The organism is Azospirillum sp. B4, assembly GCF_000333275.1.
Taxonomy (GTDB): Bacteria; Pseudomonadota; Alphaproteobacteria; order Azospirillales; family Azospirillaceae; genus Nitrospirillum.
In genome coordinates, this window is sequence record NZ_BACU01000188.1 from 1 (window position 1) to 26362 (window position 26362).

The following is a 26362-nucleotide window of genomic DNA, read 5'->3' on the forward strand; positions in this document are numbered from 1 at the left end:
TGCCCCTGCGCCACGCCCCGAAGGCGGCGCTGGCGGAAGCGGCATAAATCAAAACGCCCGGGAGCAGCCGATCCCGGGCGTTCATCGTTCCAGCAACGTTCGGCGGCCTTACTTGGCCTTGGCCAGCGCTTCCTTCACCACCTGNTCAGCCAAGGGCGCCATGGCCACGTAACCGGCCTCGGTCGGGTGCACGCCGTCGGAGGCCAGGCCCGGCTTGAAGTCGCCCTTGCCGTCGCCCACCACGTCCTTGTAGTCGACGAACAGGGCGCCCACCTTCGCCGCGTACTCCTTCAGCCAGGCATTGTGGGCGGCGATCTTGGGCGCCGGGTCCAGGCCCTGATGCCACTTGAAGTCCATCGCCGGGGGAATGCCGGCCAGGATCACGGTGATGCCGTGCTTCTGGGCCAGTTCAACCATGCTCATGATGTTGTTCTTCAGCTGCTGCGGCGACACCGGCCCCCAGTTCTGGGCCAGGTCGTTCGTGCCAGCCATGATGTGCACGACCTTGGGATGCAGGTCGATGACGTCCTGGCGGAAGCGCAGCAGCATCTGGGCCGTGGTCTGGCCGCTGATGCCCCGGCCCACGCGGCCGGGCGTGAAGAAGCCGGGCGTCTTGTCCACCCACAGCTGGGTGATGCTGTCGCCCATGAACACCACCTGGACCGAACCCGGCTTCAGCTTCTCATTATCCGCGGCATAACGGTTGAGGTAGGCGAAGTCGTTATGCAGCCTGTCCTCTTCCTCCTGATGCCACTTGGCGATCTGCTCCGCACTGGGCGGCGTGTTGTCTTCGGCACGGGCCGGGACGCCCGCCATCAGGCCAGCCAGCACCAGGGCGGCGGCAAGGGTATGTTTCTTCATGGGTTTCCTCCCTCAAAACCTAAATTCATAAATCATCTTAAATTAATCGGCGCGTCAATGACCGGGACAAATCGCCCCGGCCGGGTCGGCCGCCAGGCGCACGGTGGCCAGCGATACCTTAAGGGTGCTGCCGGTGCCGAGCGCGAACGGCGTCGTCACCTTCGACAGGTCGGCGCCGGCCAGCTTGAAGCAGGACAGCTTGACCTTCAGGGTCTGCCATTGGCCCACGGGCGCCGCCTTCAGCACCGAGGTCAGGTCCAAGGCGCCGGGCGTGCCTGGGCCAGCGCCGCCCGAGCCGGAAGCCAGCCACACGGTACCGGCCGGCGCCTCATCCACGCGGTAATCAACCTGCAACGACAGGGCGCCGTTGGCCTGGCGCGTCAGGTCCAGCATGCTGCCGGTGACGGCGATCGCGGCCTCCCCCTTGCCGGTCCAGCTCAATTGCCGGCCGGCGCCCTGCACCCCACCGGCATCCACCGGCCTCAACGCCAGGGCGCCCGCCACCTCCGTCGCCGTGCCATCGCCTGGCACCGGCACGGTGGTCGTCCCCTGGCGCAGGACGAAGCTCCACGGCGCCGGGTTGCGGCCCTTCACGAAGTAAGTGTCGATATTGGCCGCCGACGCGTCCACCCCTGAGACCTCCAACAACTGCGGCACGATGGTGGCCTTGGCATCGGCGTAGCGCAGGCCGTAGCCATAGGGGAACAGCGGGTCATAGGGCAGCCGGTGGCGGTTCAGCGTCGCCTGCGCCGCGGTCTTGGGCCAGGAGTAGGACAGCCTGCCGGTGAAGTCATAGCGCGGCCGGCCCTGCGCGTCCCCCACCAGCACGTCGGCCAGGCCGCCTCCCTCCGAGCCCGGGAACCAGGCGGCGACGAAGGCGTCGGACGCGTTGATCTCCGGGTTAACCCACAACGGGCGACCGGACAGGAAGACGGAGACGACGGGGATGCCCTGGGCCTTCAGCTTCTTCAGCAGCGCCAAATCCTGCTTGTCGCCCGCCTGGAATTCCAGGCTGGGGATGTCGCCCTGGAATTCGGCGTAGGGCAACTCCCCGAACACCACCACGGCCACGTCCGGCTTGGTGGTGAAGTTGCCGTCGACGCTGAGGTCCACGGTGCCGCCGCCCGCCGTCACCGCCTGGCGGATGCCGTCGTACAGCGACGTGGCGCCGGGGAAGTCGCTGTTCTTGTTGCCAGTCCCCTGCCACGACAGGGTCCAGCCACCGGCCTGGCGGCTGATGTCGGCCGCCGCCTCCCCCACCACCAGAACGTGGGACTTGGCCTTCAGCGGCAGGATGCGGTCGTTGTTCTTCAGCAACACCAGGGACTTGCGCACCGCCTCGCGCGCCAGGGCACGGTGCTCGGCATTGCCCAGGACGCCGTCCTTCAGTTCGAACGGCCGCGCCGTTTCGAATAGGCCCAGCTTGGCCTTCACCCGCAGGATGCGGCGCACGGCGTCGTCAATACGCGCCATGGGGATGGCACCCGCCTTCACCTGGGCCACGGTGTTGGTGAACAGGGCCTTCCAGTCGTTGGGGGCCATGATCATGTCGATGCCGGCCAGGATGGCGGCGGGACAGGAATCGGCTGTACAGCCCGGCACCTGCCCGTGGCCGTTCCAGTCGCTGACGACGAAGCCGTCGAACCCCATGCGGCCCTTCAGCACATCGGTCAGCAGCGACTTGTTGCCGTGCATCTTGGCGCCCTGCCAACTGGAGAAGCTGGCCATCACCGTCATGACGCCGGCATTGACCGCCACCGGGTAGCCCGCGGCGTGAACACGGATCAGTTCCTCCTCGCTGACGTCCGCCTCCCCCTGGTCGATGCCGTTGGTGGTGCCGCCGTCCCCCAGGTAATGCTTGGCGGAGGCCGCGACATGGCCGTGCTGCAGCGCCTGGCCGGCGCCCGGCTGCCCCTGCAGGCCCAGCACGATCTCGCCCGCGTACTGGCGAACGATTTCCGGATCCTCGGAATACCCCTCATACGTACGGCCCCAGCGATGGTCCTGCGGCACCGCCAAGGTGGGACCGAAGGCCCAGTCGATCCCGGCCGCCGCCGTCTCTTGCGCCGTGGCGACACCGATGCGGCGCATCAACACCGGGTCATGGGCGGCCCCCAGGCCGACATTGTGGGGAAACAGCGTGGCGCCCACCACGTTGTTGTTCCCATGCACGGCGTCGATGCCGAACATGATGGGGATGGGCGTATGACCCGGCCGCACCGCCAGCGAAGCGGCGCGGAAAGCGCGCGCCGTCTCCGCCCAGCGTTCAGGACCGGCGCGGTCGTCGCCGCCGGAGGGCGCGCTGTCGCCGCCGGCGAGGATGGAGCCCAGCGGATAATCCGCCAGGTCCGCCGGGGTGACGGTGGAGATGTCGGCCTGGATCATTTGGCCGACCTTGTCCTCGAGGCTCATCCTGGACAGGAGGGCGGTCACGAAGGCTTCGGTCTTGGCGTCCACCAGGCCCTTGCTCTTGGCGGCCGGCCACAGCTCAGGGTGGGCGACGCCGCGGGCGCTGTCGGTCACGGTGGGGATTGCCTTTTGCGATGGGGCGGGGGTCTGCTGGGCGAAGGTCGCCATAGGCGCAAGCGCGGCCAGGAGCAAGGCCGGCGCCACGGACGCCAGGAGGGCCAAACGGTGCTTCATGGGTATTCCTCGATCTTTTCTTTTATCTTCTTGGGCCAGGGGTATGACCCGGGGTGCTGGCCGCCCCCGGCACGCCCGCCGCCGCCCACCCGGGCCTCCCAACGCCGGACAGGCATCCGCGTTCCGTATTCCGAACATTTCGAAACGCGAATTGGTGGGATGATAACGCTATCATCCCACCCCCGCAAGCAAGGCGCGCCTTGCCCCATGATACCGGTCACATTAGGATCGGAGCAACGGCGCCCTCGATCGCCGGGACGGAGGAGACGGTCGGCACTGTCGGGCACCGCCGGCACGACGCGACACAGGACAAGCGTGCGCGATAGCAAATTCCCCGTCTGACAAGGATGTTTGATCCACTGCTGGGAAGCCGTCTGTATGTCCACCCTGTCGCGCCGGCACATCCTGATGGCGGGAACCGCCGCCCTGATGACGGCCGGCCTGAACGCCCACCCGGCCCAAACCGCGGACGACGCCCCTACACCACCCCCGCCGCCGCTCCCGGCGGCGGAGCCGACGCAGACGCTGTGGTACACCCAACCGGCCGCGCAGTGGGTGGAGGCGCTGCCGGTGGGCAACGGCCGCCTGGGCGCCATGGCGTTCGGCGGCATCTCCATGGAACGGTTACAGCTGAACGAGGACACCTTCTACGCCGGCGCGCCCTATACCGACATCAACCCGGACGCAAAGGCCGCCCTGCCCGAGGTGCGCGATCTGATCTTCCAGGGGCGCTACACCGACGCGGAGGCGCTGGCCGCCACCAAGGTGATGGCGAAGCCCCTGAAACAGATGCCCTATCAGCCGCTGGGCGACGCCGTGCTGCTGTTCCAGAGCCTGGATACGGTCCGCGACTATCACCGCCGGCTGGACCTGGACACCGCCACCGCCACCACCCGCTTCACCACAGGAGGCGGCGCCTGGGCCTCCGTCCATACGCGCGAGGTGTTCGCCAGCGCGCCCGACCGGGTGATCGTCGCCCGCCTGTCCAGCAACCGCAAAGCCATGGTCAGCGCCACCCTGTCGCTGCTGACGCCGCAGAACGCCACCCTGGTGGCGGATGGACCGGACAGCCTGTTGCTGACGGGCGTCGGTCCCGGCCGCTTCGGCATCGAGGGACGGCTGACATTCGCCGTGCGGCTGAAGGTCATCGCCAGCGGCGGTGCCGTGCGGGCGGGCAGCGACGGCATCGTCATCGATCACGCGGACGAGGCCGTGGTGCTGATCACCGCCGCCACCGGCTACAGGCGTTATGACGACATCGGCGCCGATCCGGCCGCCCTGACGGCCGACACCCTGGCGCGGGCGGTGGCGAAGCCTTACGCCCGCCTGCTGGCCGACCATGTGGCGGAACACCAGCACCTGTACCGCCGCGTCACCATCGACCTGGGCGTCACGCCGGCGGCGGCCCTGCCCACGGATGAGCGCATCCGCGCCAATCCGGCGAAGGACGACCCGGCGCTGGCCGCGCTTTACTTCAACTATGGCCGCTACCTGCTGATCAGCAGTTCCCGCCCCGGCTGCCAGCCGGCCAACCTGCAGGGCATCTGGAACGAACAGGTGGATCCGCCCTGGGAGTCGAAATGGACCATCAATATCAACACCGAGATGAACTACTGGCCGGCGGAGCTGGTCGACCTGGGGGAGTGCGTGCAACCGCTGACCGCCATGCTGAAGGATCTGTCGCAGACCGGTGCCCGCGCGGCGCGGGACATGTATGGCGCCGGCGGCTGGATGGCCCATCACAACACCGACGTCTGGCGCGTGGTGGGGCCGCCCGACGGGCCCAAGTGGGGCCTATGGCCCATGGGTGGCGCCTGGCTGTGCCGCCACCTGTGGGACCACTACGACTATGGCCGCGACAAAGCCTACCTGGCGGAGGTCTACCCCATCCTGAAAGGGGCGACGCAGTTCTTCCTGGATACGCTGATGGTCCTGCCGGGCAGCGATTGGCTGGTCACCAACCCGTCGCTGTCGCCTGAGAATGAGCATCCCATGGGCACGACGCTGTGCGCCGGCCCAGCCATGGATCGCCAGATCCTGCGCGACCTGTTCGCCGACACGATCAAGGCGGCCGAAATCCTGGGCCGCGACGCCGGCTTTCGCGCCAAGGTGAAAGCCGCGCGCGACCGCCTGCCACCCGATCGCATCGGTTCCTCCGGTCAACTGCAGGAATGGCTGGAAGATTGGGACATGCGGGCGCCGGAGATCCACCACCGCCACGTCTCCCACCTTTACGCCGTCTACCCCAGCGACCAGATCACCCGCCGGGGCACGCCGGAACTGATGGCCGCCGCCCTCAGATCGCTGGAAATCCGGGGCGACAACGCCACCGGTTGGGGCATGGGCTGGCGCCTGAACCTATGGGCGCGGTTCGCGGACGGGGACCATGCGCACACCATCCTGACCCTGCTGCTGGGACCGGAACGCACCTATCCCAACCTGTTCGACGCCCACCCGCCCTTTCAGATCGACGGCAACTTCGGCGGCACCGCCGGCGTGGTGGAGATGCTGGTGCAGAGCATCGGCGACGGCATCGAGCTGCTGCCGGCCCTGCCCCGTGCCTGGCCGACGGGCCACCTGAATGGGGTGCGGGTGCGTGGCCAGGGCCGGCTGGATCTGGCATGGCGCGACGGCACGCTGGATCAAGCCACCTTGCGCAATTCGGGCAAGGAAGTGCGGCGCTGGCAGGTGCGCCTGGGTGAGACCGTGCTGGCGCTGACGGTGCCGGCCGGCGGCGAGAGGCGCCTGGCCCTCAAGAATGGCGAACTGAACCTCGCCTGAGGACCTGGCCACCATCCCACTCCTGACTCCTGCCTACCCTCACGCCGCGCGCAACTGGGCCAGGAAACTGTCCACTTGGGCGCGCAGGACGCCCGCCTCCGCCGACAGCTCGGTGGAGGAGGCTTCGACTTCCGCCGACTTGCGGGCTGTCTTGTCGGCGCGCTCATTAACGCCGAAGATGTTCTCGGTGATTTCCTCCGTGGCCCGTGCCGTCTCACCGACATTGCTGACGATGGCCTGGGTGGCGGCACCCTGCTCCTGCACGGCGGCGGCGATGATGGACGCGATCTCATCGATGCGGCGGATGGTGCCGCCGATGTCACTGATGGCTGACACCGCCTGGCCGCTGGCGCCCTGGATAGCCCCGACATGGGCCGCGATCTCGTCCGTCGCCTTGGCGGTTTGGGTCGCCAGGGCCTTCACTTCACTGGCCACCACGGCGAAGCCCTTGCCCGCCTCGCCGGCGCGGGCCGCCTCGATGGTGGCGTTCAGCGCCAGCAGGTTGGTCTGGCTGGCGATGTCGGTGATCAGCTTCACCACCTCCCCAATGCGGTTGGCCACCTCGGCCAGGCCATCGATGGTGCCGCGCGTGGCGTCCACCTGGGCCACCGCCTCCCGGGCGATGACGGCGGAGTTCTCCACCTGGCGGCTGATTTCACTGATGGAGGAGGACAGCTCTTCGCTGGCCGTGGCCACGGTGCGCACGTTGCCGGCGGACTGGCTGGCGGCGGCCGACACGGTGGTGGTCTGGCGCAGGCTTTCCTCCGCCGCCTCCCCCAGGTCGCGGGCCGTCAGTTGGATATCGGCGGCGGCCGTGGCCACCTTGTCCACCACGGCGCGCACCGTCGCCTCAAAGGTGTCGGCGGCGCGGGCCATCGCCGCCTTGCGCTGGGCCTCGGCCTCAGCCTTCAGCGTGGCCTGTTCCGCCGCCAGCGCATCGCCCTGGATCAGGCTTTCCTTGAACACTTCCACCGCGCGGGCCATGGCGCCGATCTCGTCTTTGCGGACGGTACCCGGAACATCCACCCGGCGCGCGCCACCGGCCATGGTCTCCATCACCATACGCAGCAGGTCAACCGGCCGGGTGATGGATCGCGCCGTGAGCGTGGACAGGAGCAGGGTCAGGGCGATGGCGATGCCGGCGAAGACCAGGCCGCCGGTCCGGCCCTTGGCCGAGGCGATATCGAAGGCCTTTTCCGCATCCTGGGACTGCGCCAGATTCAGCGCCGCCATCTTCTCCAGGTTTTGGGTCATGCGGTCCCGCGCCTCATCCACCTTGCCGTCCAGATCACGGATGGCGGGGGTCAGCACATCGCTCTTGTCAAGGGCGGGCAGCATCTGCTGCTCGAAAATGGCGATATACTCCGCCAGGCCCGCTTCGGCACCGTCCAGCGCCGCCTGCTCCTCCGGTAGATCGGCCACCGCGCGCAGGTCCTTGAACATGCTCTGGATGTCCGCCTTCTTGGCGGCCCAGTCCTTCCGCGTCTCAACCAGGTCGTGGTTGATCTCGGCATCCGCGACGATGGCATAAAGGTCGTTGCCCACCGACACGGCACGCACTGACTTGGCGGCCACACCGGCGGTCTCGGTCAAGGTCGCCTTGCTGTCCGCAAGCCAGGAAAGGGTCAGGGTGAAGACGCCGGCGATCAGCAGGATCATCACCGTGTTCGCGGCCGACGACAGGGTCAGTTTGCGCGCCAGTTTCATTGTGGGCCTCCGCCGGGTTCGGTCACGGAATTGAAGTCAGGGAATTAGAAGAGGACTCAAAAACGGACGGTGAAGCCGATGAAGGGGTTCACGTCGTCCGCCGCCTTGCTCAAGCCGATGTTCACGCCGCCATCGACGGAGAAATTGGGCGTGATCTGATAGGTCACGCCCAAATCCAAGGTCGCGATGGTGGCGGCGTCCGGCCCGGTCTGCCGCTCGCCATACAACTCGATATAACCGTCCAGCACCTCGCCCAGCGGGTGGCTGAGGCTGACGGAGAACGCGATGTCCGGATCGTAGCCGCCACCGATGGCGTTGCGGTTCATGGCCAGCGTGGTTTGTGTGCCCAATCCCCAATCACCGCCCAGCTTGATGGCGAAGGGCACGCCGATGCCCCCCTCCACCGCGCCATTGCCGAGGGCGTCGGCGGCGGTGGGCAGCTTCAGGAAGGGGATCAGCCCCAGGGCGGTCGTCCCTTCCCGGTCATTGCCCCACAGGTTGATCTTGGCGCGCACGGTCATGTCGGACCAGCCGTGCACCCGGGTATGGCCGCCGCCCCGTTCCGACAAACCCATGACGGTGTAGGCGGGGGTGATGATGTCCAATTCGGTATCATCCCAAATCCCGATGCGGATGTTGGGCGCCATGAAGATGGACTCGTGCTTGCGCGTGCCGTCGTCGTTATAGAAGTCACGGTTGTGGCTGACGATGTCCGTCTCGACCTGGACATGGCCGGGATCGATGGTGTAGGGACCGTCGGTCTTGTCCGGGCGATCAGGGGCGAATTCCCGCAGCTCCCCTTCCGCGGCGGATGCCGGCAAGGCGCCGGCCGCGGTCAAAAGGGCCACGGCCAGGACCCCGGTTCGTAAGCGAGAAATGCGCACAGCCAGCCCCGTCCTGTCGTCCGTGACAAATCGTCCCTGCGACAAGACGGTGCCGGAAATAGGTTTCCCGTTCGTTAATGGACCCGCGGCCAGATACTCAATGAAAGGTTAGGCTCCGCCCGGGGCCATGGCATGTCCCGCCCCGCCCCCGGCTTCCGCTGGCGGCAAATTCCACCAACCGCCCCCCAGGGCCTGGAACAGGGCGGCCGTGTCCATCAGGCGGGCGGCCTGCGCCTGCACCAGCGCCATTCGCGCTTGGGCCGCCCCCTGCTGGGCCGCCAGCATCGTGGCGGGCGCCACCGCGCCCAGCTCCAGTTGCCGCCGGGCCAGGGCCAGGCTATGGGCTGCCGCGGCGTCGGCCCGCTGGGCGGCAGCCAGGGCGTCGCCATCGTTTTTCAGTGCGGAGAGGGTGTCGGCCACGTTCTGAAAGGCCAGCACGACGGTGGATCGATACTGCGCCGCCGCCTGGTCCAGCGCCGCGCGCGCCGCCTTTTCCTTGTGCGCCAGGCTGAAGCCGTCGAACACCGGCTGGGTCAGGCTGGCGCCGAAATTCCAGAAGCCGTTGCCGGTGGCGAACAGGCTGTTCAGGGCCGAGGCGCTGGACCCCGTCGCTCCGCTGAGCGTCAGGTTGGGCAGGCGATTGGCGACGGCCACGCCAACGGTGGCGCTGGCCACATGAAGATTGGCGGCGGCAAGGCGAATGTCCGGCCGCTGTTCAACCAGGCGGGCCGACAGGCTGTACGGCAGGTCCACCGGCAGGGTCAGGCCCGACAACTGGAAGGTTTCAGGCGTGGGATCGGCCGGCATGCGGCCCAGCAGCGCGTTCAGCTGGTGGCGCTGCTGTTCCAGTTGCTTCTCCAGTGGGGACAGGCCCTGTTCCGCCTGGGCCAGCGCCGCCTCCCCCCCCGCCACGTCGGCGGCCGACACCTGGCCCAGGTCACGCTGGCGGCGCAGGATGGCCAGCGCCTTGCCGGCGTCGGCGATGATGGATCGGGTGGCGGCGATCTGGCCGCGCAGGCTGGCCTCCGTCACCGCCGCCACCACCACGTTGGATGTCAGGGTCAGGTACGTCGCCTCCACCTGGAAGCGCTGCCCCTCCGTGGTGGCGTCCAGCGCTTCCTGCCCCCGCCGGGTGCCGCCCCACAGGTCGGGGCTGTAGGACACCGACAGCTGCGGCGTGAACAGGTTCAGCTGCGGCGCGTTATTGGCCGCCGTGGGCGCCACGGTGCCGGTGGGGTCCTTTTGCCGCGTGGCCTGGAAGCTGGCGGTGACGGAGGGGAAGAATGACCCGGCGTTGGCGTACGCGTTCTCCCGCGCCACACGCAGGGCCGCCTGCGCCGCCGCCACGTCGGCGTTGTGGGCCATGGCCTCACGCACCAGCCCGTCCAGCGCCGGCGACTTGAACAGGGTCCACCAGTCTGCCGGAATGTCGCGGCCGGCCAGCAGGCTCTGGTCCGGCAGCTTGGGCGGCGGGGCCAGCGCCTCCTTGGGTGGGGCGGCCGGTGTTTGGTAGTCCGGACCGACCGCGCAGGCCGCGAGCAACAGAGCGGGAATTAAAGGAAGGACGCGGCGCATCATCATTCTCCCTCCGCCACGGGCACCGGCAGCGCGGTGCGGCTGGAGAACAGGCTGATCAGCACCGGCAGCACCACCAGGATCAGAACGGGCGCCAGCAGAATGCCGCCCACCACCACCATGGCCAGCGGCCGCTGCACCTGGGAGCCGATGCCATGCGACAGGGCCGCCGGCAGCAGGCCGACGCACGCCGCGATGCAGGTCATCATGACGGGACGCAGCCGCGTTTCCGCCGCCTTCACCAGCGCCGACGCCCGTTCCATCCCCGCATGGACCAACTGGTTGAAGTAGGAGATGACGATGATCCCCTCCATCACCGAGATGCCGAACAGGCCGATGAAGCCGATGGCGGCGGAGATCGAGAAGGGCGTGCCGGTGACGGCCAGGATGAAGATGCCGCCGATCAAGGCCATGGGCATGACGCTGGCCGCCAGCAGCGTGTCGGTCATGGAAGCGAAGTTGAGGTACAGCAACACGCAGATCAGCGCCAGGCTGACCGGGACGGCCACCGCCAGGCGGCGCACCGCGTCCTGCAGGTTGCCGAACTCCCCCACCCATTCCAGGCGATAACCGCCGGGCAACCGCACCTGCTCCGCCACCTTCTGCTGCGCCTCCAATACCGCGCTGCCCAGGTCGCGGCCGCGCACGCTGAACTTGATGGGGATGTAGCGCCCCTGCCCCTCGCGGTAGATGAAGGACGCGCCCGAGACCATGCGGATGTCGGCCACGTCGGCCAGGGGGATAGGGGCAGTACCAGCGCCCAAAGCCGTGGTGCCCACAGTGATATGGCGGATGGCGTCCAGGCTGCCGCGATCCTCGGGCGACAGACGCACCATGATGGGAAAGTTGCGGTCGCTGCCGTCCTCATACAGGTTGCCGGCCGCCTGGCCGCCGATGGCGGCCTGGACGACGGCGTTGACGTCCCCGGTCGACAGGCCGTAACGGGCGGCCCTGGCACGGTCCACCGTGATCTTGATGGTCGGCTGGCCCAGGGATTTGAAGACGCCCAGGTCGGTGACACCGGGCACCGTGGCCATGACGCGACTGATCTGGTTAGCCGTTTTCTCCAGCGTTTCCAGGTCGTTGCCGAACAGCTTGACCGAGTTCTCGCCCTTAACGCCGCTGGCCGCCTCCTCCACGTTGTCCTCGATATATTGGGAGAAATTGAACTCGATGCCGGGGAAGCGCTCGCTCAGCTTCGCCTCGATGTCGCGGGTCAGGCGCTCCTTGTCCCAGCCCTCGGGCCAGTTGTCGAAGGGCTTCAGCGGCACGAAGAACTCGGCATTGAAGAAGCCGGTGGCGTCGGTGCCGTCATCGGGGCGCCCGTGCTGGGAGATGACGGTCTCCACCTCCGGATAGTCCTTGATGATACGGCGGATGCCGTCCACCGCCTCCGTCCCCGCCTCCAGCGAGATGGACAGGGGCAGGTTGGCGCGGATCCAGAGGTTGCCCTCCTCCAGGTGTGGCAGGAATTCCATGCCCATGAAGCAGGTGCAGACGATGGCCAGCAGCATCAGCGCACTGGCCACGGCCAGCACCAGGCGCCGGTTGGCCAGCGCCATTCGCAACAGGGGAGGGTAAAGGCGGTGCAGCACCCGCACCACCACCGTGTCACGCTCCCGCACCTGCTCCGGCAACAGGATGGCGCTCAAGGCGGGGGAGATGGTGAAGGTGGCGATCAGGCCGCCGGCGATGGCGTAGGCGTAGGTCTTGGCCATGGGGCCGAAGATGTGCCCCTCCACCCCCGACAGGGTGAACAGGGGCACGAAGCCGGCGATGATGATGGCGGCGGAGAAGAAGATGGCCCGGTTGACCTCGACGGCCGAATTGGCGATGACGCCGAACCGGCCCTTCAGGATCACGTCTTGCCGCACGCTGTGCAGGATGGACGATTTGGCGAACCGCTCCTTGGGCGCCTGCGCCAGGTGGCGGAAGATGTTCTCCACCATGATGACGGTGGCGTCCACGATCAGGCCGAAGTCGATGGCGCCCACCGACAGCAGGTTCGCGGACTCCCCGCGCAGGGTCATGATCAGGATGGCGAAGAACAAGGCGAAGGGCACCGTAGCGGCCACGATGACGGCGCTGCGCAGATCGCCCAGGAACAGCCACTGCACGAAGAAGATCAGGACGATGCCCATGACCATATTGTGCATCACGGTATGGGTGGTCAGGTCGATCAGGTCCGACCGGTCGTATATGGTCTTGAGGTACACGCCCGGCGGCAGGATGCCAGACGTGTTGATCTTCTCCATCTCCGCCTTGGCGGCCAGGATGGTGGGCTTGCTCTCAGCCCCCCGGCGCATCAGCACGATGCCCTGGACGATGTCGTCCTGGTCGTCGCGGCCGGCGATGCCCAGGCGCGGCTGGCTGCCCACGGTGACGGTGGCGACGTCGCCCACCAGCACCGGCGTGCCGCCGTTGGCGGCCAGCATGGTGCCGCGGATGTCGTCGGCGGAATGGATCAGGCCGACGCCCCGCACCACCATGGCCTGGTCACCGATGTTCACCGTCTGGCCGCCGACATTGATGTTGGCGTTGTTCAGGGCCTGCAGCACGCCGGGTATGGTCAGGCCATGGGCGGTCAGCTTGCGCTGGTCCACCGTCACCTCATAGGCCTTGGTCTTGCCGCCCCACCCGGACACGTCGATGACGCCCGGCACCGCCTTGAACCGGCGCTGCAACACCCAGTCCTGCAGGGTCTTGAGGTCGGTGACGGAATAGCCCGGCGGCCCCACCACCTGATAGCGCAGGATTTCACCAATGGGGCTTTCCGGCGAAATGGCCGGCTGTACGCCCGACGGCAGGTTGGACAGCTGCGACAGCTGGTTGGTCACCCGCTGCACCGCCTCGTCATAGGTGAAATCGTAGGTGAACTGGATCTTGATGTCCGACAGCCCGAACAGCGAGACGGAGCGGATGGCCGTGACATGGGGGATACCGGCCATCTGCACCTCGATGGGCACGGTGATGTAGCGCTCGATCTCCTCCGCCGACTGGCCGCTGTTCTGGGTCACGATCTCCACCATGGGCGGGACCGGATCGGGATAGGCCTCGATGTTCAGGCGCAGGAAGGCGCCCACACCCACAACCAGCAGGACGGCCAACGCCGCCAGCATCAGCACGCGCTGGCGCAGCGCGAAAATGACGACCTTGTTCATGATCTCAGTCGCCCTGCGCCGCGCGGTCGATGAACAGCGCGCCCTTGGTCACCACGGTGTCCCCGGGCTTCAGGCCGTCCAACACCTCCACCAGGCCATCCTGCTGCCGTCCGAGAGTGACAAGGCGCAGGGCCAGGGCGTGGTGGGCGGCGTCGGCCACCCAGACGCGGGATACGTCGCCCTCATGGATCACCGCCCGCTCCGGCACGGCCAGGACCGGGGCGGGTGGTGCGATGGCCAGGCGCACGGTCGCCATCATCTCCGGCTTCAGGGCACCATCGGCGTTGTCCAGGGTGACGCGCACCGCCAGCCGCCGGGTCGTGGGATCAATGGCCGGGGCGACCGCCGTCACCCGGCCCCGGAACACCCGGGCGGGGTATGCGGGCACGCGCACCTCGACCTCCTGCCCCACCGCCACCGCCGGGGCGTCCGCCTCGCGCACATTGGCCAACAGCCAGACGGTGGACAGGTCGGCCAGGGTGAACACCACGGCACCTCCGTTGGCCGCGCCGTTGACGTATTGGCCCGGTGACACCTGGCGCTGCGTCACGGTACCGGCGATGGGCGCGCGCACGACCGTGGGCGCCAGGGACGCCGTATCCCGGCCCAGCGCCGCGATCTCCCGCGGCGTGCGGCCCAGCACCCGCAGGCGGTCGCGCACGGCGGCCAAGGCGGCCTGGGCCGTGCGCGCCGCCGTCTCCGCCGCCACCAGGTCCACCTGGGCCTGCTGCCAGTCCTTCAGGGCGCCGCCATCGGCCTGATACAGGTCGCGCTGGCGCTGCTCCGTGGTGCGGGCCTGGCGCAGTTGCGCATCGGCCGCCACGGCGGCGGAAAGGGCGGCGGCCAGGTCGCTGCGCCCCTGCGCCATGTCGGTGGCATCCACCGTCATCAGCACGGCGTCCTTGGCCACATGGTCGCCGACATGCACGGCCACCGCATCAACCCGCCCGGAAACGGGGGAATAGACTTGGGTCGTAGTCTCATCATGGGCGGTCACGCGGCCATCGGTGTGGATATGGTTTGGAAAGAATGGTTGGCCACGACATCCGTGCCCAGCGTCGCCCCCTGGCCGGGCGTCACCTGGAAGGTACCGGGCGCCGCGGCCTGCGGCGCCGGGGGCGGCTGGGGCGCATCACTCTCACGGATCACGATCATTCCCCCCACCGCGAGCAAAAGCAGGGCGGCGCCCAGCCATTGAAGCCTGCGGCCGGGACCGGGAAGATAGCGGTAAGGACGCACCCTGAAACACTCCACCTGCCATTCGGCGCACCCATCGGAAAAGGCTAAATGACCGCGTCGCAATGACGCATCCCGTACGATGCACCGCAGAAACCAAGGAAACGCGGGCATCGCACCTTTGATTGGGCGCGGCAATGGGCCATTTCAGCGCAGGCGGGCGCGCATTTATTGGGGCAATCACCAGAATTTATGACGATGGAAATCCAGCGACGGGGTTTTGATTATGAGTGCTGGTTCGCTGCGGCGCGAACCCGGCGGTTTTCCTTGATGCCCGTGACCGCGACGGCACCGCCGATCGGCTTCCGCCCAGTGACGGAATGCCATCCGCCCGCAGGCTGGGCCATTTGACGCAGGGCATAGAACCAACGGCCAAGGGTGGCGCCAGGGGGGCCTTTCCACCGCCTTTGGTCATGACCGGGTTCGGGGGCCCCCCATCCGCCATCCTGAACGTCGCGAAGCGGCGGATAGGCATTCCGGCGCGCGCCCTAGCGCTTTGGCCCGTCCGCCCGTTGCCGGCGCAACCAACCCCACTAATTCCCGATTTGTTGCCAGGGGAAAGGCATCCCGCCCTTTCCGAACGGATCATCCAATGCGCTGGAGGTCGGTCGTGATGAACGCGTTGAACAATCTTCTGTCTGTGACCGTCGTCCTGCTGCTGCTGGTCCCCCTGACCGATCTGGCGATGCAATTGCTGCCCCCCGTCATCGGCGCGCTGCCGCCGCTGCTGGTGGGCCTGGTGTTCTTCGCCTTCCTGGGCCAGGTGATGGCGGCCGCCATTCGCCGCGCGCGCCTGGCCCGGCCACATTCCGGTTCCAGAGCCTGAGCTTAAGCCTAAGAAGGACCCCACCCATGAACGCTTCACTCCGCAACATTCTCTATGCCATCCTCAGCCTGCTGCTGATCATCATGCTGGTGGATCTGGCGGTGACGCTGTTGCCCCCGGTCCTGGCCGAGGTGCTGCGCCTGATCGTCGGCATCGGCGTGTTCCTGTTCCTGCTGCAGTTCCTGCTGGGATTGTTCCGCAGAACGCCATAGGAACACCGAATACCCCGCCGCTCATTCCATCCGTTCCCTTTTGGCCATCCGTTCCCTTTTGGCCATCCGTTCCCCTTATGGCCATCCGTTCCCCTTTTGGACCCATTTCTCCCTTGACGGCGCCGGCTTCGTCCTACACTCCATAAGGGCGCACCGCATGGGGAGATGCACGCGATGGGTAAGGGTCTTTGGAATGGTGTCCTGGGCAACTGCGCCTTGGGCCTGGCGTTGGCCATCTGCCTGGCCGCCGGCCCCGCCCTGGCCGCCGACGCCTCGGTTCCGGCCGACAAGCAGTCGCCCGGCCGCCACACCTACATGTTCGTGCTGAGTTGGGAGCCGGAGTTCTGCTTCCTGCATGGCGACGGCCATCCCGAATGCGCCGCCGGCGACCGGGCCAGCAGCTTCGGCGCCAACCATCCCACGCTGCACGGCCTGTGGCCGCAGTGGAGCAGCGCCTGCTCCCTCTCCGCCAAGGACAACGATCCCGCCTGGAAGGATCGGGTGCTGCCGCCCCTGTCATCGGCCGTCCAATCCACCCTGGCGCAGGTCATGCCCGGCATCGCGTCCGGCCTGACGTTGCATGAATGGCAGAAGCATGGCTATTGCAGCGGCCTGACCGCCGACCAGTACTATGCCCAGGCCGGCGACATGGTTAAGAAGCTGGGCGACAGCAAGGCCGGGACCCTTCTGGCCAACGCCACGGGCAAGGGCGTCACCCGCAAGGCGCTGTGCGACGCCCTTGCCGCTGACTTCGGGGAGGCCGCGCGCCAGTCCGCCGTGCTGGGCACGGGCAAGGCCGCCTTCCTGACGCAGATCACCTTCACCCTGAAGGCGGCCGACGACGGCACCACCGCGCTGGACGCCGCCCACCTGGCCGAGGCCCCCGCCGACCAGGCCGGCCGCTGCGACAAGGGCAACCCGGATGAGACGCTGAAGCTGGCGGCGTTCAAGTGATCACCCCGATCCCATGACTGACGGATAATGGATAGGGGACCCTATGGTGGACGCCGTACCCTTCGACTATGCATCGCGGCAGGCGCCCCTGATCGTTGTCGAGGGACGGCTTGGCGAACAATCGACGAAGGGGCGGATTGTCGTCGATACCGGCGCGACCGCCCCCTTCCCTATATTCCTGAGCGTATCCCGGGCCCAGGGACTGCACCTTCCGCTGTCCGGCGACATCACGCCGGACAGCTCGACGGCCATCGGCGGCGGAGCGCAAACTTACCGGGAAGGGGAGCTGTCCGCGTTTTCGATCGGCCCCATCAAGCTGGAGCACGCCAAGGTCGCGGTGTTGCCGATGATCGACGCCATGACGCAGCAGGTGGGCCCCCCCGTCGACGCCATCGTCGGCTACCAGTTCCTGCGCGGCCACCGTTTTTCCATAGACTATTCCGCCCGCCAAATCGATTTCGCGGCACCGGCGGGGCGTGACGCCGACGCCCTTTCCTTCAGTCTCGGCCAAAGGAAGCCCCTGATCCTCGTCGAGACGACGGTGAACGGCGCCGGCCCCTTCATCTTTGAAATCGACACCGGTGCGACCGTCACGACCCTTTCTCCGGATGTCGCGGAGCGTACCGGGGTTGCCATCACGGGGGAAGGGACGCTTGGCGGGGCTGGCGGGACGGTGGCGATCCGACGCGGTGATGCGCGCGTCGCCCTTGGTCCCGTGGGTTACAGCCTGAGGAATGTCAGCATCTCCGACCACCTCTCCGCCATCAGTTCGGCGGCCGGATCGAAGGTCGACGGTATTCTGGGACTGGACTTCCTGTATCGCACCAAGCTCACCATCGATTATCCGGCCAGCAAGGTGTGGATCGTCGAGACTTCCCCGCCCGGCACACCGTAGCGCCACCGCCCGGCTGGGGCGGTCATCCAGTAAAAAAGCGGCGCCCGCGAGGACGCCGCCTTTCTTCGTTCCGCCACCGAAACAGCCCTTACGACACAATGGGCGGCAGCGGCTGCGGGCCGGCGGCCTGTTCGATGACGTGGCCGACCTTCAGGACGGTGGCCTCGTCGAACGGACGGCCCAGCACCTGCAGGCCCAAGGGCAGGCCCTCGCCGCTCAGGCCCGCCGGCACGGACAATCCTGGCAGGCCCGCCAGGTTGGCCGGCACGGTGAAGACGTCGTTCAGGTACATGGCGATGGGATCGTCCATCTTCTCGCCGATGCCGAAGGCGGCCGACGGGGCGGTGGGCGTCAGAATGACATCGCACTGCTCGTACGCCTTGGTGAAATCCTCGGCGATGCGGGCCCGCACCTTCTGCGCCTTCAGGTAATAGGCGTCGTAGTAGCCGGCCGACAGCACGTAGGTGCCGATCATGATACGGCGCTTCACCTCGGCACCGAAGCCTTCGGCGCGGGTGTTCTCATACATCTCCTTCAGGTCCTTGCCCTCGACGCGCAGGCCGAAGCGCACGCCGTCATAGCGGGCCAGGTTGGAGGAGGCCTCGGCCGGGGCGACGATGTAGTAGGCCGGCAGGGCGTACTTGGTGTGCGGCAGGCTGATCTCCACCGGCGTGGCGCCGGCGGCCTTCAGCCACTCAATACCCTGCTGCCACAGCTTCTCGATCTCCGCCGGCATGCCGTCGACACGGTATTCCTTGGGAATGCCCACGCGCAGGCCACGGATGTCGCCGGTCAGGGCCGCCGCGTAGTCCGGCACCGGCAGATCGATGGAGGTGCTGTCCTTGGGATCGTAGCCGGCCATGGAGCGCAGCATGAGCGCCGCGTCCTTCACCGTGCGGGTCATGGGTCCCGCCTGATCCAGGGACGAGGCGAAGGCGACAATGCCCCAGCGCGAGCAGCGGCCATACGTCGGCTTGATACCGACGATGCCGACGAAGCTGGCCGGCTGGCGGATCGACCCGCCGGTGTCGGTACCGGTGGCGCCCAGCGCCAGGCGTGCCGCCACGGCGGCGGCGGAACCGCCCGAGGAGCCGCCGGGCACCAGCTTGCGGGTGAAGTTGCCGGCTTCGTCCTTGGGCGACCACGGGCTGATCACCGGGCCGTAGTGGCTGGTGATGTTGGCCGAGCCCATGGCGAATTCGTCCAGGTTCAGCTTGCCCAGCATGACGGCGCCATCGCGGAACAGCTGGCTGGTCACCGTGCTTTCATACGGCGGGACGAAGCCGTCCAGGATGTGGCTGGCGGCCGTCGTCTGCACACCCTCGGTGCAGAACAGGTCCTTGATGCCCAGGGGCAGGCCGTCCAGGGCCCGCTGCTCGCCCTTGGCGTAGCGGGCGTCGGAGTCCGCCGCCTGCTTCAGCGCCACGTCCGGCGTCTCGACGATGAAGGCGTTCAGTTCCTTGGCCGCCGCCATGGCGTCCAGGTGGGCCTGCGTCAGCTCGACGGCCGTGAACTCCTTGGCGGCCAGGCCGGCCAGGGCGTCGGCCATGGTCAGGTGGGTCAGCTTCGTCATCACTCGACAACCTTGGGCACGGAAAAGAAATTCTCGGTGGCGTCGGTGGCGTTGGCGACCACCTTTTCCGGATAACCGCCATCGGTCACGGCGTCGGGGCGGCGGCGCAGGTTGGCCGCGACCACGCTGGTCATCGGTTCCACGTTTTGGGTGTCCACCTCGCCCAACATTTCCACCCAGTGCATGATGGTGTTGAGTTCGCCGGCCAGTTGCTCCAGATCGGAGTCCGGGACCTTGATGCGGGCGAGATGCGCGATCTTCGCCACGGTGGCCTTGTCGAGCGACATGGTGCTAAGTCTCTCCTTCGGAATAAGGAGCCACGGGGGCGATGGCAGGCGGCGTGTCGGATGCCGCCGGCCCCCGGGCGGCGCGGAAGGTAACACCCGGTATGGCGATCCGCAACATCAGGGACCTCAAGGCCCACTTGCCCCCCGGCGGGCGGCTGATGGGCCTGGATTTGGGCTCCAAAACCATAGGCATGGCCATCTCCGATCCCGGCCTGACGGTGGCGTCCCCCGTGGGCACCATCACGCGGCGCAAGTTCACGACCGACGTGCAGGACCTGGCCAAGGAACTGCGCGGCCGCAACGTCGCCGGCTTCGTCATCGGCCTGCCGCGCAACATGGACGGCAGCGACGGGCCGGCCGCCCAGTCCGCCCGCAGCTTCGCCCAGAACCTGATCGAACAGCCCCACCTGCTGGGCGGCCTGGTACCGGAAATCGCCTTCTGGGATGAGCGCCTGTCCACCTCCGCCGTCAGCCGCATGATGATCGAGTGGGACATGACCCGCAAACGCCGGGATGAGGTGGTCGACCGCATGGCGGCGGCCTACATCCTTCAGGGCGCCCTGGATTTCATGGCGGCCGAGGCCGCGCGCGCCGCCCTGGCCGCCCGCGACGCGGCGGGGGATGATGACGATCGCGATCTGGACGATTGATCCAGACGACTGCCTTACCGGGGTGATTGCGCGGGCATGCTTCAGGTCCTGACGGCGCTGGCGCCCACCTTCCTGCTGATCGCCATCGGCTTCGGGCTGAAGCATTTCCGCCTGATCGACGCCGCCTTCTGGGGGGCGGCGGAACGCCTGATCTATTACCTGCTGTTTCCGGCCCTGCTGATCGACGGCACCGCCCGCACCGACCTGTCGGGCCTGGACATCCGGGCCATGGCCGGCGCCCTGGTGGGCGGCATCCTGCTTTTGGCCGTGGTGGTGCAGCTGACCTGCCGCCGCCTATCGGGCAGCGACCCGGCCTACACCTCCGTCTTCCAGGGGGCGGTGCGGGTCAACACCTATGTCGCCATGGCCCTGGGGTCCGCCCTGTACGGCACCCACGGCACGGCGATGATGGCGCTGGCCGTGCTGTTCTGCATGCCGACGGTCAACGTGCTGAGCATTCTGGTGATGCGGCGTCATGGTGACGTGCCGGCCGGTGTCAGCCGGCATCCGCTGCGCACCCTGTGGCAGATCATCAGCAACCCCCTGGTCTGTTCCGTCATCGTGGGTGCCACCCTGAACCTGACCGGCATCCGCCAGATCCCGGTGGTGTCCCCGGTGATGAACGTCCTGGGCCAGGCCAGCCTGCCCTTGGGGCTCCTGGCGGTGGGCGCTGGCCTGGGCTTCGCCGCCATCCGGGGTGCGAAACTGGCCGTGGCGCTCAGCAGCGTGGCCCGCCTGGCAGCCCTTCCCCTGATCACCGCCCTACTGGCCAAGGTGCTGGGAGTGCGGGGCGACGCCTATGTCGCCGTGGTGCTCTACAACGCGCTGCCGACCTCCGTCAGCGCCTATGTCCTGGCCCGGCAGATGGGCGGTGACGCCCCGCTGATGGCCGGAATCATCACCTTCCAGACCCTGGCGGCGGCCATCACCCTGCCCATCGTTCTGGCCATCCTGACGGCCTGAAACGATTTCGGCGGCGCAGGGGTTTCCTACGCCGCCGATCGTCACGTCAAAAAGCCAAACGCGTCAGTGCCCAAACGCGTCAGTGCATGGACACCGCACGGGCCGCGCCACCCTTGGTGGCGGGCTTGCCCGACAGCAGATGCAGCCCGGTCAGCAGACCATAGCCGGCGATCATCAGATAGCAGACCACGGGAACGATGAGGGCCAGCACCAGGCTGGTCAGATCGGCGACCTTGCCGGTGATCATGGGCACCACGGCGCCACCGAAGATGGCCAGGCACAGCATGCCGGCACCCTGCGGCGTCTCCTCATCCAGGCCTTCGATGGCGATGGTGAAGATGGTGGGGAACATGATGGAGTTGCACAGGCCCACCGAGAGGATGGTGACCATCGCCATCGTGCCGCTGCTGGCCATGGACAGGCTGACCAGCAAGGCGGCAGCCAGCGAGCACACCATCAGCACGATGCCCGGGCGGGCGAAGCGCAGCACGACGGAACCGATGAAGCGGCCGACCATGGCGCCGCCCCAGTACAGGCTGACCAGCACGGCGGCCTTGGACTCCGGCGTGTTCAGCACATCATGCAGGTGCATCAGGCCGGCGAACCAGGTGCCAAGATCCGACGCCGCATCCCGCGTGCGATCAAGGATCAGATAGTTGACCATGGCGCTGCCGATGGACACCTCCGCCCCGACATAGACGAAAATGGAGACGACGCCCAGGGCCAGTTGGCTGTGGCGCAGCACCTTCAGACTGAGGCCGCTGCCCGACTGCTGGTCGGTGGCGGCCCCTTCGCGCCCGCGCAGGAACCAGAACAGCACGGCCAGGACGATCAGCAAGGCCGCGATCATCAGGAAGGGCACGTGCACGCCGCGCGCGCTGGCGTCCCCATCCGCCGCCTTCGACAGGATGAAGACGGAACCGAGGATGGGGCCGATGGTGGTGCCGAAGGAATTGAAGGCCTGCGCCAGGTTCAGGCGGCTGGAGGCCGTTTCCGGCCGGCCCAGCAACGACATCAGAGGGTTGGCCGCCACCTGCAGCACGGTGATACCGCCCGCCATGACGAACAGCGCCAGCAGGAAGGCCGCGAACAGGCCCATGCTGGACGCCGGCACGAACAACAGGCAGCCCAGCGTCATGATGCTGAGGCCGGCGACGATGCCGCGCAGATAGCCCAGGCGCGCCAGCAGGGCGCCCGCCGGAACCGACACGACGAAGTAGGCCAGGAAGAAGGCGAACTGCACCAGCATCGCCTCGGTGTAGTTCAGCGAGAACTGCTCCTTCAGCTTGGGGATGACGGCGTCCACGATGGAGGTGGCGAAGCCCCAGGCGAAGAACAGCATGACGACGATGGGGGCAAGCGACGTCATGGATTTATTGTGGGCGGATGCGGTCGACATCGATCGTTCGTCCAGTAGATATGATAAGTCCAGGCCCGAGGGGTTTGACACCCGCCGGGCCCGGGTTCAATGGGTATTACGACACATTCGTATTTTATTGCGTTGCGAAATGAAATTTTTCGCAACGCAGCATAATCATTTCGAGGCTGTACTGGGCTTATGCTCGGCCACCTTTTCCACCAGATCCAGGCGCGCCTTCAGGGGATCGTCCTCCAGCACCGGACCTTGGGCGCCGAACTCCATCAGGCGCTCATCCTGGCCGGCCTTGAACGGCGTCCAGGCGGGCAGGCCCTTGGGTTCCGGCTTGCCGGTCTTGGCGAAGGCCACCCAGTAGGCGTGGGCCGCCTTGGCCGCCGCCGCGTCCGCCGGCGTCAGGGCGTCACCGTAGCGGGCCTTCACCGTGTCGAAGACGAAGGGGATTTCGGTGGCGTGCGGCGTGCCCCACCATTCCTTGCGCATGCTTTCCGCCACATAGGAATAGCGGAAGAGGTAGACGGGCGATTTGTGGGCCGACAGCAGGCGCGCCGTCTCGCGGGCGGGTTCGATGAACATGGTGACACCGGCCACCCGGTGGCCGATCAGCTTCACCTCGCGCGTGCCGTCGGGATCGAACAGCTTCAGCGCCTCGTCACGATCGGCACCGAAAGGGGCCAGCACGCTGTCCAGCGTTCCACCGAAGAAGAAGCCGTCGGCCCCGGTGGCGCCCACCATCACCGGAACGTCCGCCCCGGCGGCCGCCGCGTAGGCGGTCACGGGCGCCGAATAGCGCACCACCGCGCCATCCACCATGGGGCCCGAGTATGTCGGCGTGTTCATGGTGGCCATGTTCAGGCCATCCACCACCGCGTCGGCCGGCAGGGCGCGCAAGGCGGCCAGGCCGGTCGCCCCCGTGTCGGTGATGCCATGCTGCGCGGCATAGGCCACGCCCGCCTTCTCGGCCGACGGGGCGTCGCCCTCCGCATGCAGGGGTGGCGTGGGCAGGATGCGTTCGCGTCCGGCGCCCGACTGGACGATGCCCCGGTTGAACAGCCCCTTGGCCATGGGGGAGGTCAGCAGGGTGTGGACGGAGATGCCTCCGGCGGACTCACCGAAGATGGTGACGTTGTCCGGATCGCCGCCGAAGGCGGTGATGTTGCGCTTCACCCATTGCAAGGCGGCCAGCTGGTCCAGATAGCCGTAGTTGCCCACCGGCCCCTGCCCCGCCTCCGCCACCAGGGCGGGGTGGGCGAAGAAGCCGAAGCGGCCGACACGGTAATTGAAGCTGACCAGCACCACGCCGTCGCGGGCGAAGGCGGAGCCATCATAGACGGCCGGGGAGCTGCCGCCATTCACGAAGCCACCGCCGTAGATCCACACCATCACCGGCCGCTTGGCGCCGGGCTTCGACGCGGTATCGGCCGGCGCCCAGACGTTGAGGTACAGGCAATCCTCCGCCGGGGCGACGCCCAGGGGGGCGGCGTCGCCCGGCAGGGGCTTCTGCATGCAATCGGCCCCATAGTCGGCACCGGAGCGCACGCCCGTCCAGGCGGCGGCCGGCTGCGGCGGGCGCCAGCGCAAGGGCCCCACCGGCGGGGCGGCGAAGGGGATGCCCTTGAAGGCGGCCACCCCGTCGCTGACCACGCCCGACACGCGCCCCTGTTTCAACTGCGCCACAGGCGCCTCCGCCGCGAAGGCCGGCATGGGCCCGGCCAACAGCAGCGCCACGGCCGCCATCCGCTTCAACATCTTGGACATCGCATTCCCCTTGAGTGACGGGGCGCCGCCGATCCCAGGAGTTCCCTGGGGCCGGCGGCGCCCGATGCTTCCAATACGGCTTATGGCTGGCGGGTGGAGGCGGTGACCGCCGCCCCGCCCTTGAGATCCAGGTCGGTGGCCGACGCGCCCACCGCCACCTGATAGTCGCCAGCCTTCACCTGCCAGGCATGGGCAGCCTCATCAAAGGTACCCAGCAGGCGGGTGTCGGCGGTCACGGTCACGCGCTTCTTCTCCCCCGGGGCCAGTGCCACCTTGGACCAGCCGATCAGGCGCTGGGTCTTGGTGCCGGCGGCGGAAGTCAGATAGACCTGCGGCACGTCCTGGCCGGCGCGCTTGCCGGTGTTCGTCACCTCGAAGCTGACGGTCAGGGTGTCGCCGCCCGTGACCTTCACGTCGCCATAGGTGAAATGGCTGTAGCTGAGGCCATAGCCGAAGGGAAACAGCGGCTTGGCCCCGGTTTTGGCGTAATGGCGATAGCCGACGTCGGCGCCTTCGCTGTAAGTGATTTCCGCCGGGCTGAACTCCGGCTTGTCGGCGCCGGGAATGTCCTTGTGCAGCAATTGGCTGTCGCTGGCGGGGAAGGTGATGGGCAGGCGGCCGGAGGGATTGGCGTCGCCGAACAGGATGTCGGCGATGGCCTCGCCACCCCGGCTGCCGGGATACCAAGCCTCCACCACGCCCGCCACCTTGTCCAGCCAGGGCATGTGCACGGGGCCGCCGGTCTCCAGCACCACGATGGTATTGGGGTTGGCGGCGGCCACGGCGGCCACCAGGGCGTCCTGGCCATTGGGCAGGCTGAGGTCAGGCGCGTCCGCCCCTTCGCTCATCCACTGGGTCACGAAGACGACGGCGATGTCGGTGGTCTTGGCCACGGCCGCCGCCTCCGCCGGGTAGGAGCCGTCGTTGAAGCGAACCTGCTTCTCACCCGCCTTGGCGCGGATGGCCTTCAGGGGCGCGGAGGCGTGATAGACCACGGTGCGGAAGGCGCCCATCATGCCATCGCCGCCCAGGGGAATGCTGACGCCGGGGCCGCCATCGGACACCACCTGGGACGAGCCGCCGCCGGAGATGACGCCGGCGTTGGCGAAGCCGCCGATGACGGCGATGGTCTTACCCTTGGTGGCCAAGGGCAACAGGTCGCCCTTGTTCTTCAGCAGGACGATGCCTTCCGTTCCCGCCGCCTTGGCCACCTGGGCGTGCGCCTCGAAATCGATGGGCGCCTTGGCCGCCGGATGGTCGAACAGGCCGGCCGCGAACATGGAGCGCAGGATGCGCCGCGTCATGTCGGACAGACGCTCCGCCGGCACGCTCTTGTCGGCGATGGCCGCCTTCAACGGCTCATTGAACCAGACCTTGCCTCCGGGACTTAGCATGACGTCGATCTGCTCCCCCGACTCCTGGTCCAGGCCATTCACCGCAGCCTGCACGCTGTGCACGGCACCCCAGTCGGACATGACCCAGCCGGGATAGGCCCAGTCGGTCTTGAGCACCTTGTTCAGCAGGAAGGGGTTGTCGCAGGCATAGGCGCCGTTGACCCTGTTGTAGGCGCACATGACGGAGCCGGGCTTGCCCTTCTCGATCGCCAGCTGGAAGGCCAGAAGGTCGCTTTCGCGCGCCGCCGCCTCCCCGATCTTGACGTCTATGGTCATGCGCTGGGTTTCCTGGTCGTTCACCGCGAAGTGCTTGATGGTGGAAACGACGTTCTGGTCCTGGATGCCGCGGATGGATTCACCCCCCAGCGTGCCGGACAGCAGCGGATCCTCCCCCAGATATTCGAAGTTGCGTCCATTGCGTGGATCGCGCGCCAGGTTGACGCCACCGGCCAGCAGGACGTTGAAACCCTTGGCGTGGGCCTCCCGTCCGATCATGGCGCCGCCCTTGTAGGCCATATCCGGGTTCCAGGTGGCGGCCAGTGACAGGCCGGAGGGCAAGGCGGGGGACGGATCGCCCGGCCGCACGTTCATGGGATTGGCCACGCCCAAGGCTGGCGTCCGTCTCCT

Annotated in this window: 20 protein-coding genes; 7 read left to right on the forward strand and 13 right to left on the reverse strand. The window is 67.6% G+C overall.

Features of this window, described 5'->3' with window-relative positions; all coding sequences use genetic code 11:
* Positions 1–108 precede the first annotated feature (108 nt).
* Both I55_RS08335 and I55_RS08340 read right to left on the reverse strand, forming a co-directional pair.
* Positions 109–861 carry an SGNH/GDSL hydrolase family protein gene (locus tag I55_RS08335; RefSeq protein WP_044560058.1) on the reverse strand — a complete coding sequence of 251 codons (753 nt, stop codon included), beginning with the start codon at positions 859–861 and terminating at the stop codon, positions 109–111.
* A 54-nt stretch (positions 862–915) separates the two neighbouring features.
* On the reverse strand, positions 916–3504 hold the full coding sequence (locus I55_RS08340) for an exo 1,3/1,4-beta-D-glucan glucohydrolase (RefSeq protein WP_252181079.1): 2589 nt from the start codon (positions 3502–3504) through the stop codon (positions 916–918).
* Between the two features lie 378 nt (positions 3505–3882).
* On the opposite strand from I55_RS08340, the gene I55_RS08345 reads away from it, so the two are divergent.
* On the forward strand, positions 3883–6285 hold the full coding sequence (locus I55_RS08345; RefSeq protein ID WP_044560059.1) for a glycoside hydrolase N-terminal domain-containing protein: 2403 nt from the start codon (positions 3883–3885) through the stop codon (positions 6283–6285).
* 39 nt (positions 6286–6324) lie between these two features.
* Here I55_RS08345 and I55_RS08350 read toward each other — a convergent pair whose 3' ends face one another.
* The 6 genes from I55_RS08350 to I55_RS36925 all read right to left on the reverse strand — a co-directional run bounded on the left by I55_RS08350 (position 6325) and on the right by I55_RS36925 (position 14761).
* On the reverse strand, positions 6325–7992 hold the full coding sequence (locus I55_RS08350; protein ID WP_044560060.1) for a methyl-accepting chemotaxis protein: 1668 nt from the start codon (positions 7990–7992) through the stop codon (positions 6325–6327).
* A gap of 56 nt (positions 7993–8048) precedes the next feature.
* On the reverse strand, positions 8049–8840 hold the full coding sequence (locus tag I55_RS08355; RefSeq protein WP_159107142.1) for a transporter: 792 nt from the start codon (positions 8838–8840) through the stop codon (positions 8049–8051).
* A gap of 144 nt (positions 8841–8984) precedes the next feature.
* Positions 8985–10457, reverse strand: coding sequence for an efflux transporter outer membrane subunit (locus I55_RS08360; protein ID WP_252181080.1), 1473 nt, complete (start codon positions 10455–10457; stop codon positions 8985–8987).
* Positions 10454–13612 (reverse strand): efflux RND transporter permease subunit, encoded by a 3159-nt coding sequence (locus I55_RS08365; RefSeq protein WP_044560062.1) that lies wholly within the window; start codon positions 13610–13612, stop codon positions 10454–10456. The genes I55_RS08360 and I55_RS08365 overlap by 4 nt, the downstream gene beginning before the upstream one ends.
* A gap of 4 nt (positions 13613–13616) precedes the next feature.
* On the reverse strand, positions 13617–14609 hold the full coding sequence (locus I55_RS08370; protein WP_159107143.1) for an efflux RND transporter periplasmic adaptor subunit: 993 nt from the start codon (positions 14607–14609) through the stop codon (positions 13617–13619).
* Complete coding sequence (locus I55_RS36925) at positions 14606–14761, reverse strand: hypothetical protein (RefSeq protein ID WP_159107144.1); 156 nt, start codon at positions 14759–14761, stop codon at positions 14606–14608. Before I55_RS36925 ends, I55_RS08370 begins: the two co-directional genes overlap by 4 nt.
* 700 nt (positions 14762–15461) lie before the next feature.
* On the opposite strand from I55_RS36925, the gene I55_RS08375 reads away from it, so the two are divergent.
* The 4 genes from I55_RS08375 (at position 15462) to I55_RS08390 (ending at position 17735) form a co-directional block, all read left to right on the forward strand.
* Positions 15462–15674 (forward strand): hypothetical protein, encoded by a 213-nt coding sequence (locus tag I55_RS08375; protein WP_044560064.1) that lies wholly within the window; start codon positions 15462–15464, stop codon positions 15672–15674.
* A gap of 26 nt (positions 15675–15700) precedes the next feature.
* The gene (locus I55_RS08380; RefSeq protein WP_044560065.1) at positions 15701–15886 is read left to right on the forward strand and encodes a hypothetical protein; all 186 of its coding nucleotides are present in this window, start codon (positions 15701–15703) and stop codon (positions 15884–15886) included.
* A 174-nt stretch (positions 15887–16060) separates the two neighbouring features.
* Positions 16061–16840, forward strand: a complete 780-nt coding sequence (locus tag I55_RS32865; RefSeq protein ID WP_049973952.1) for a hypothetical protein — start codon at positions 16061–16063, stop codon at positions 16838–16840.
* A gap of 43 nt (positions 16841–16883) precedes the next feature.
* Entirely contained in the window at positions 16884–17735 is an 852-nt protein-coding gene (locus I55_RS08390; protein ID WP_044560066.1) for an aspartyl protease family protein, read from the forward strand.
* Positions 17736–17823: 88 nt separating this feature from the next.
* Here I55_RS08390 and gatA read toward each other — a convergent pair whose 3' ends face one another.
* Complete coding sequence (gene gatA / locus I55_RS08395) at positions 17824–19308, reverse strand: Asp-tRNA(Asn)/Glu-tRNA(Gln) amidotransferase subunit GatA (protein WP_044560067.1); 1485 nt, start codon at positions 19306–19308, stop codon at positions 17824–17826.
* The gene (gatC, locus tag I55_RS08400) at positions 19308–19595 is read right to left on the reverse strand and encodes an Asp-tRNA(Asn)/Glu-tRNA(Gln) amidotransferase subunit GatC (RefSeq protein ID WP_040845375.1); all 288 of its coding nucleotides are present in this window, start codon (positions 19593–19595) and stop codon (positions 19308–19310) included. The genes gatA and gatC overlap by 1 nt, the downstream gene beginning before the upstream one ends.
* A gap of 101 nt (positions 19596–19696) precedes the next feature.
* Between gatC and ruvX the strand changes: the two genes are divergently transcribed.
* Both ruvX and I55_RS08410 read left to right on the forward strand, forming a co-directional pair.
* Positions 19697–20245: a Holliday junction resolvase RuvX gene (gene ruvX, locus I55_RS08405; RefSeq protein ID WP_044560068.1), complete on the forward strand. Its 549-nt coding sequence runs from the start codon at positions 19697–19699 to the stop codon at positions 20243–20245.
* A gap of 36 nt (positions 20246–20281) precedes the next feature.
* Entirely contained in the window at positions 20282–21208 is a 927-nt protein-coding gene (locus I55_RS08410) for an AEC family transporter (protein ID WP_044560069.1), read from the forward strand.
* Between the two features lie 79 nt (positions 21209–21287).
* On the opposite strand, the gene I55_RS08415 is transcribed toward I55_RS08410, so the two are convergent.
* The 3 genes from I55_RS08415 to I55_RS08425 form a co-directional block, all read right to left on the reverse strand.
* Positions 21288–22577 (reverse strand): sugar MFS transporter, encoded by a 1290-nt coding sequence (locus tag I55_RS08415; protein WP_252181081.1) that lies wholly within the window; start codon positions 22575–22577, stop codon positions 21288–21290.
* Positions 22578–22742: 165 nt separating this feature from the next.
* Positions 22743–24341, reverse strand: coding sequence for a carboxylesterase/lipase family protein (locus I55_RS08420; protein ID WP_252181082.1), 1599 nt, complete (start codon positions 24339–24341; stop codon positions 22743–22745).
* A gap of 80 nt (positions 24342–24421) precedes the next feature.
* Positions 24422–26362: glycoside hydrolase family 3 C-terminal domain-containing protein (locus I55_RS08425; protein WP_044560075.1), on the reverse strand; the 1941-nt coding region annotated here is incomplete at its 5' end.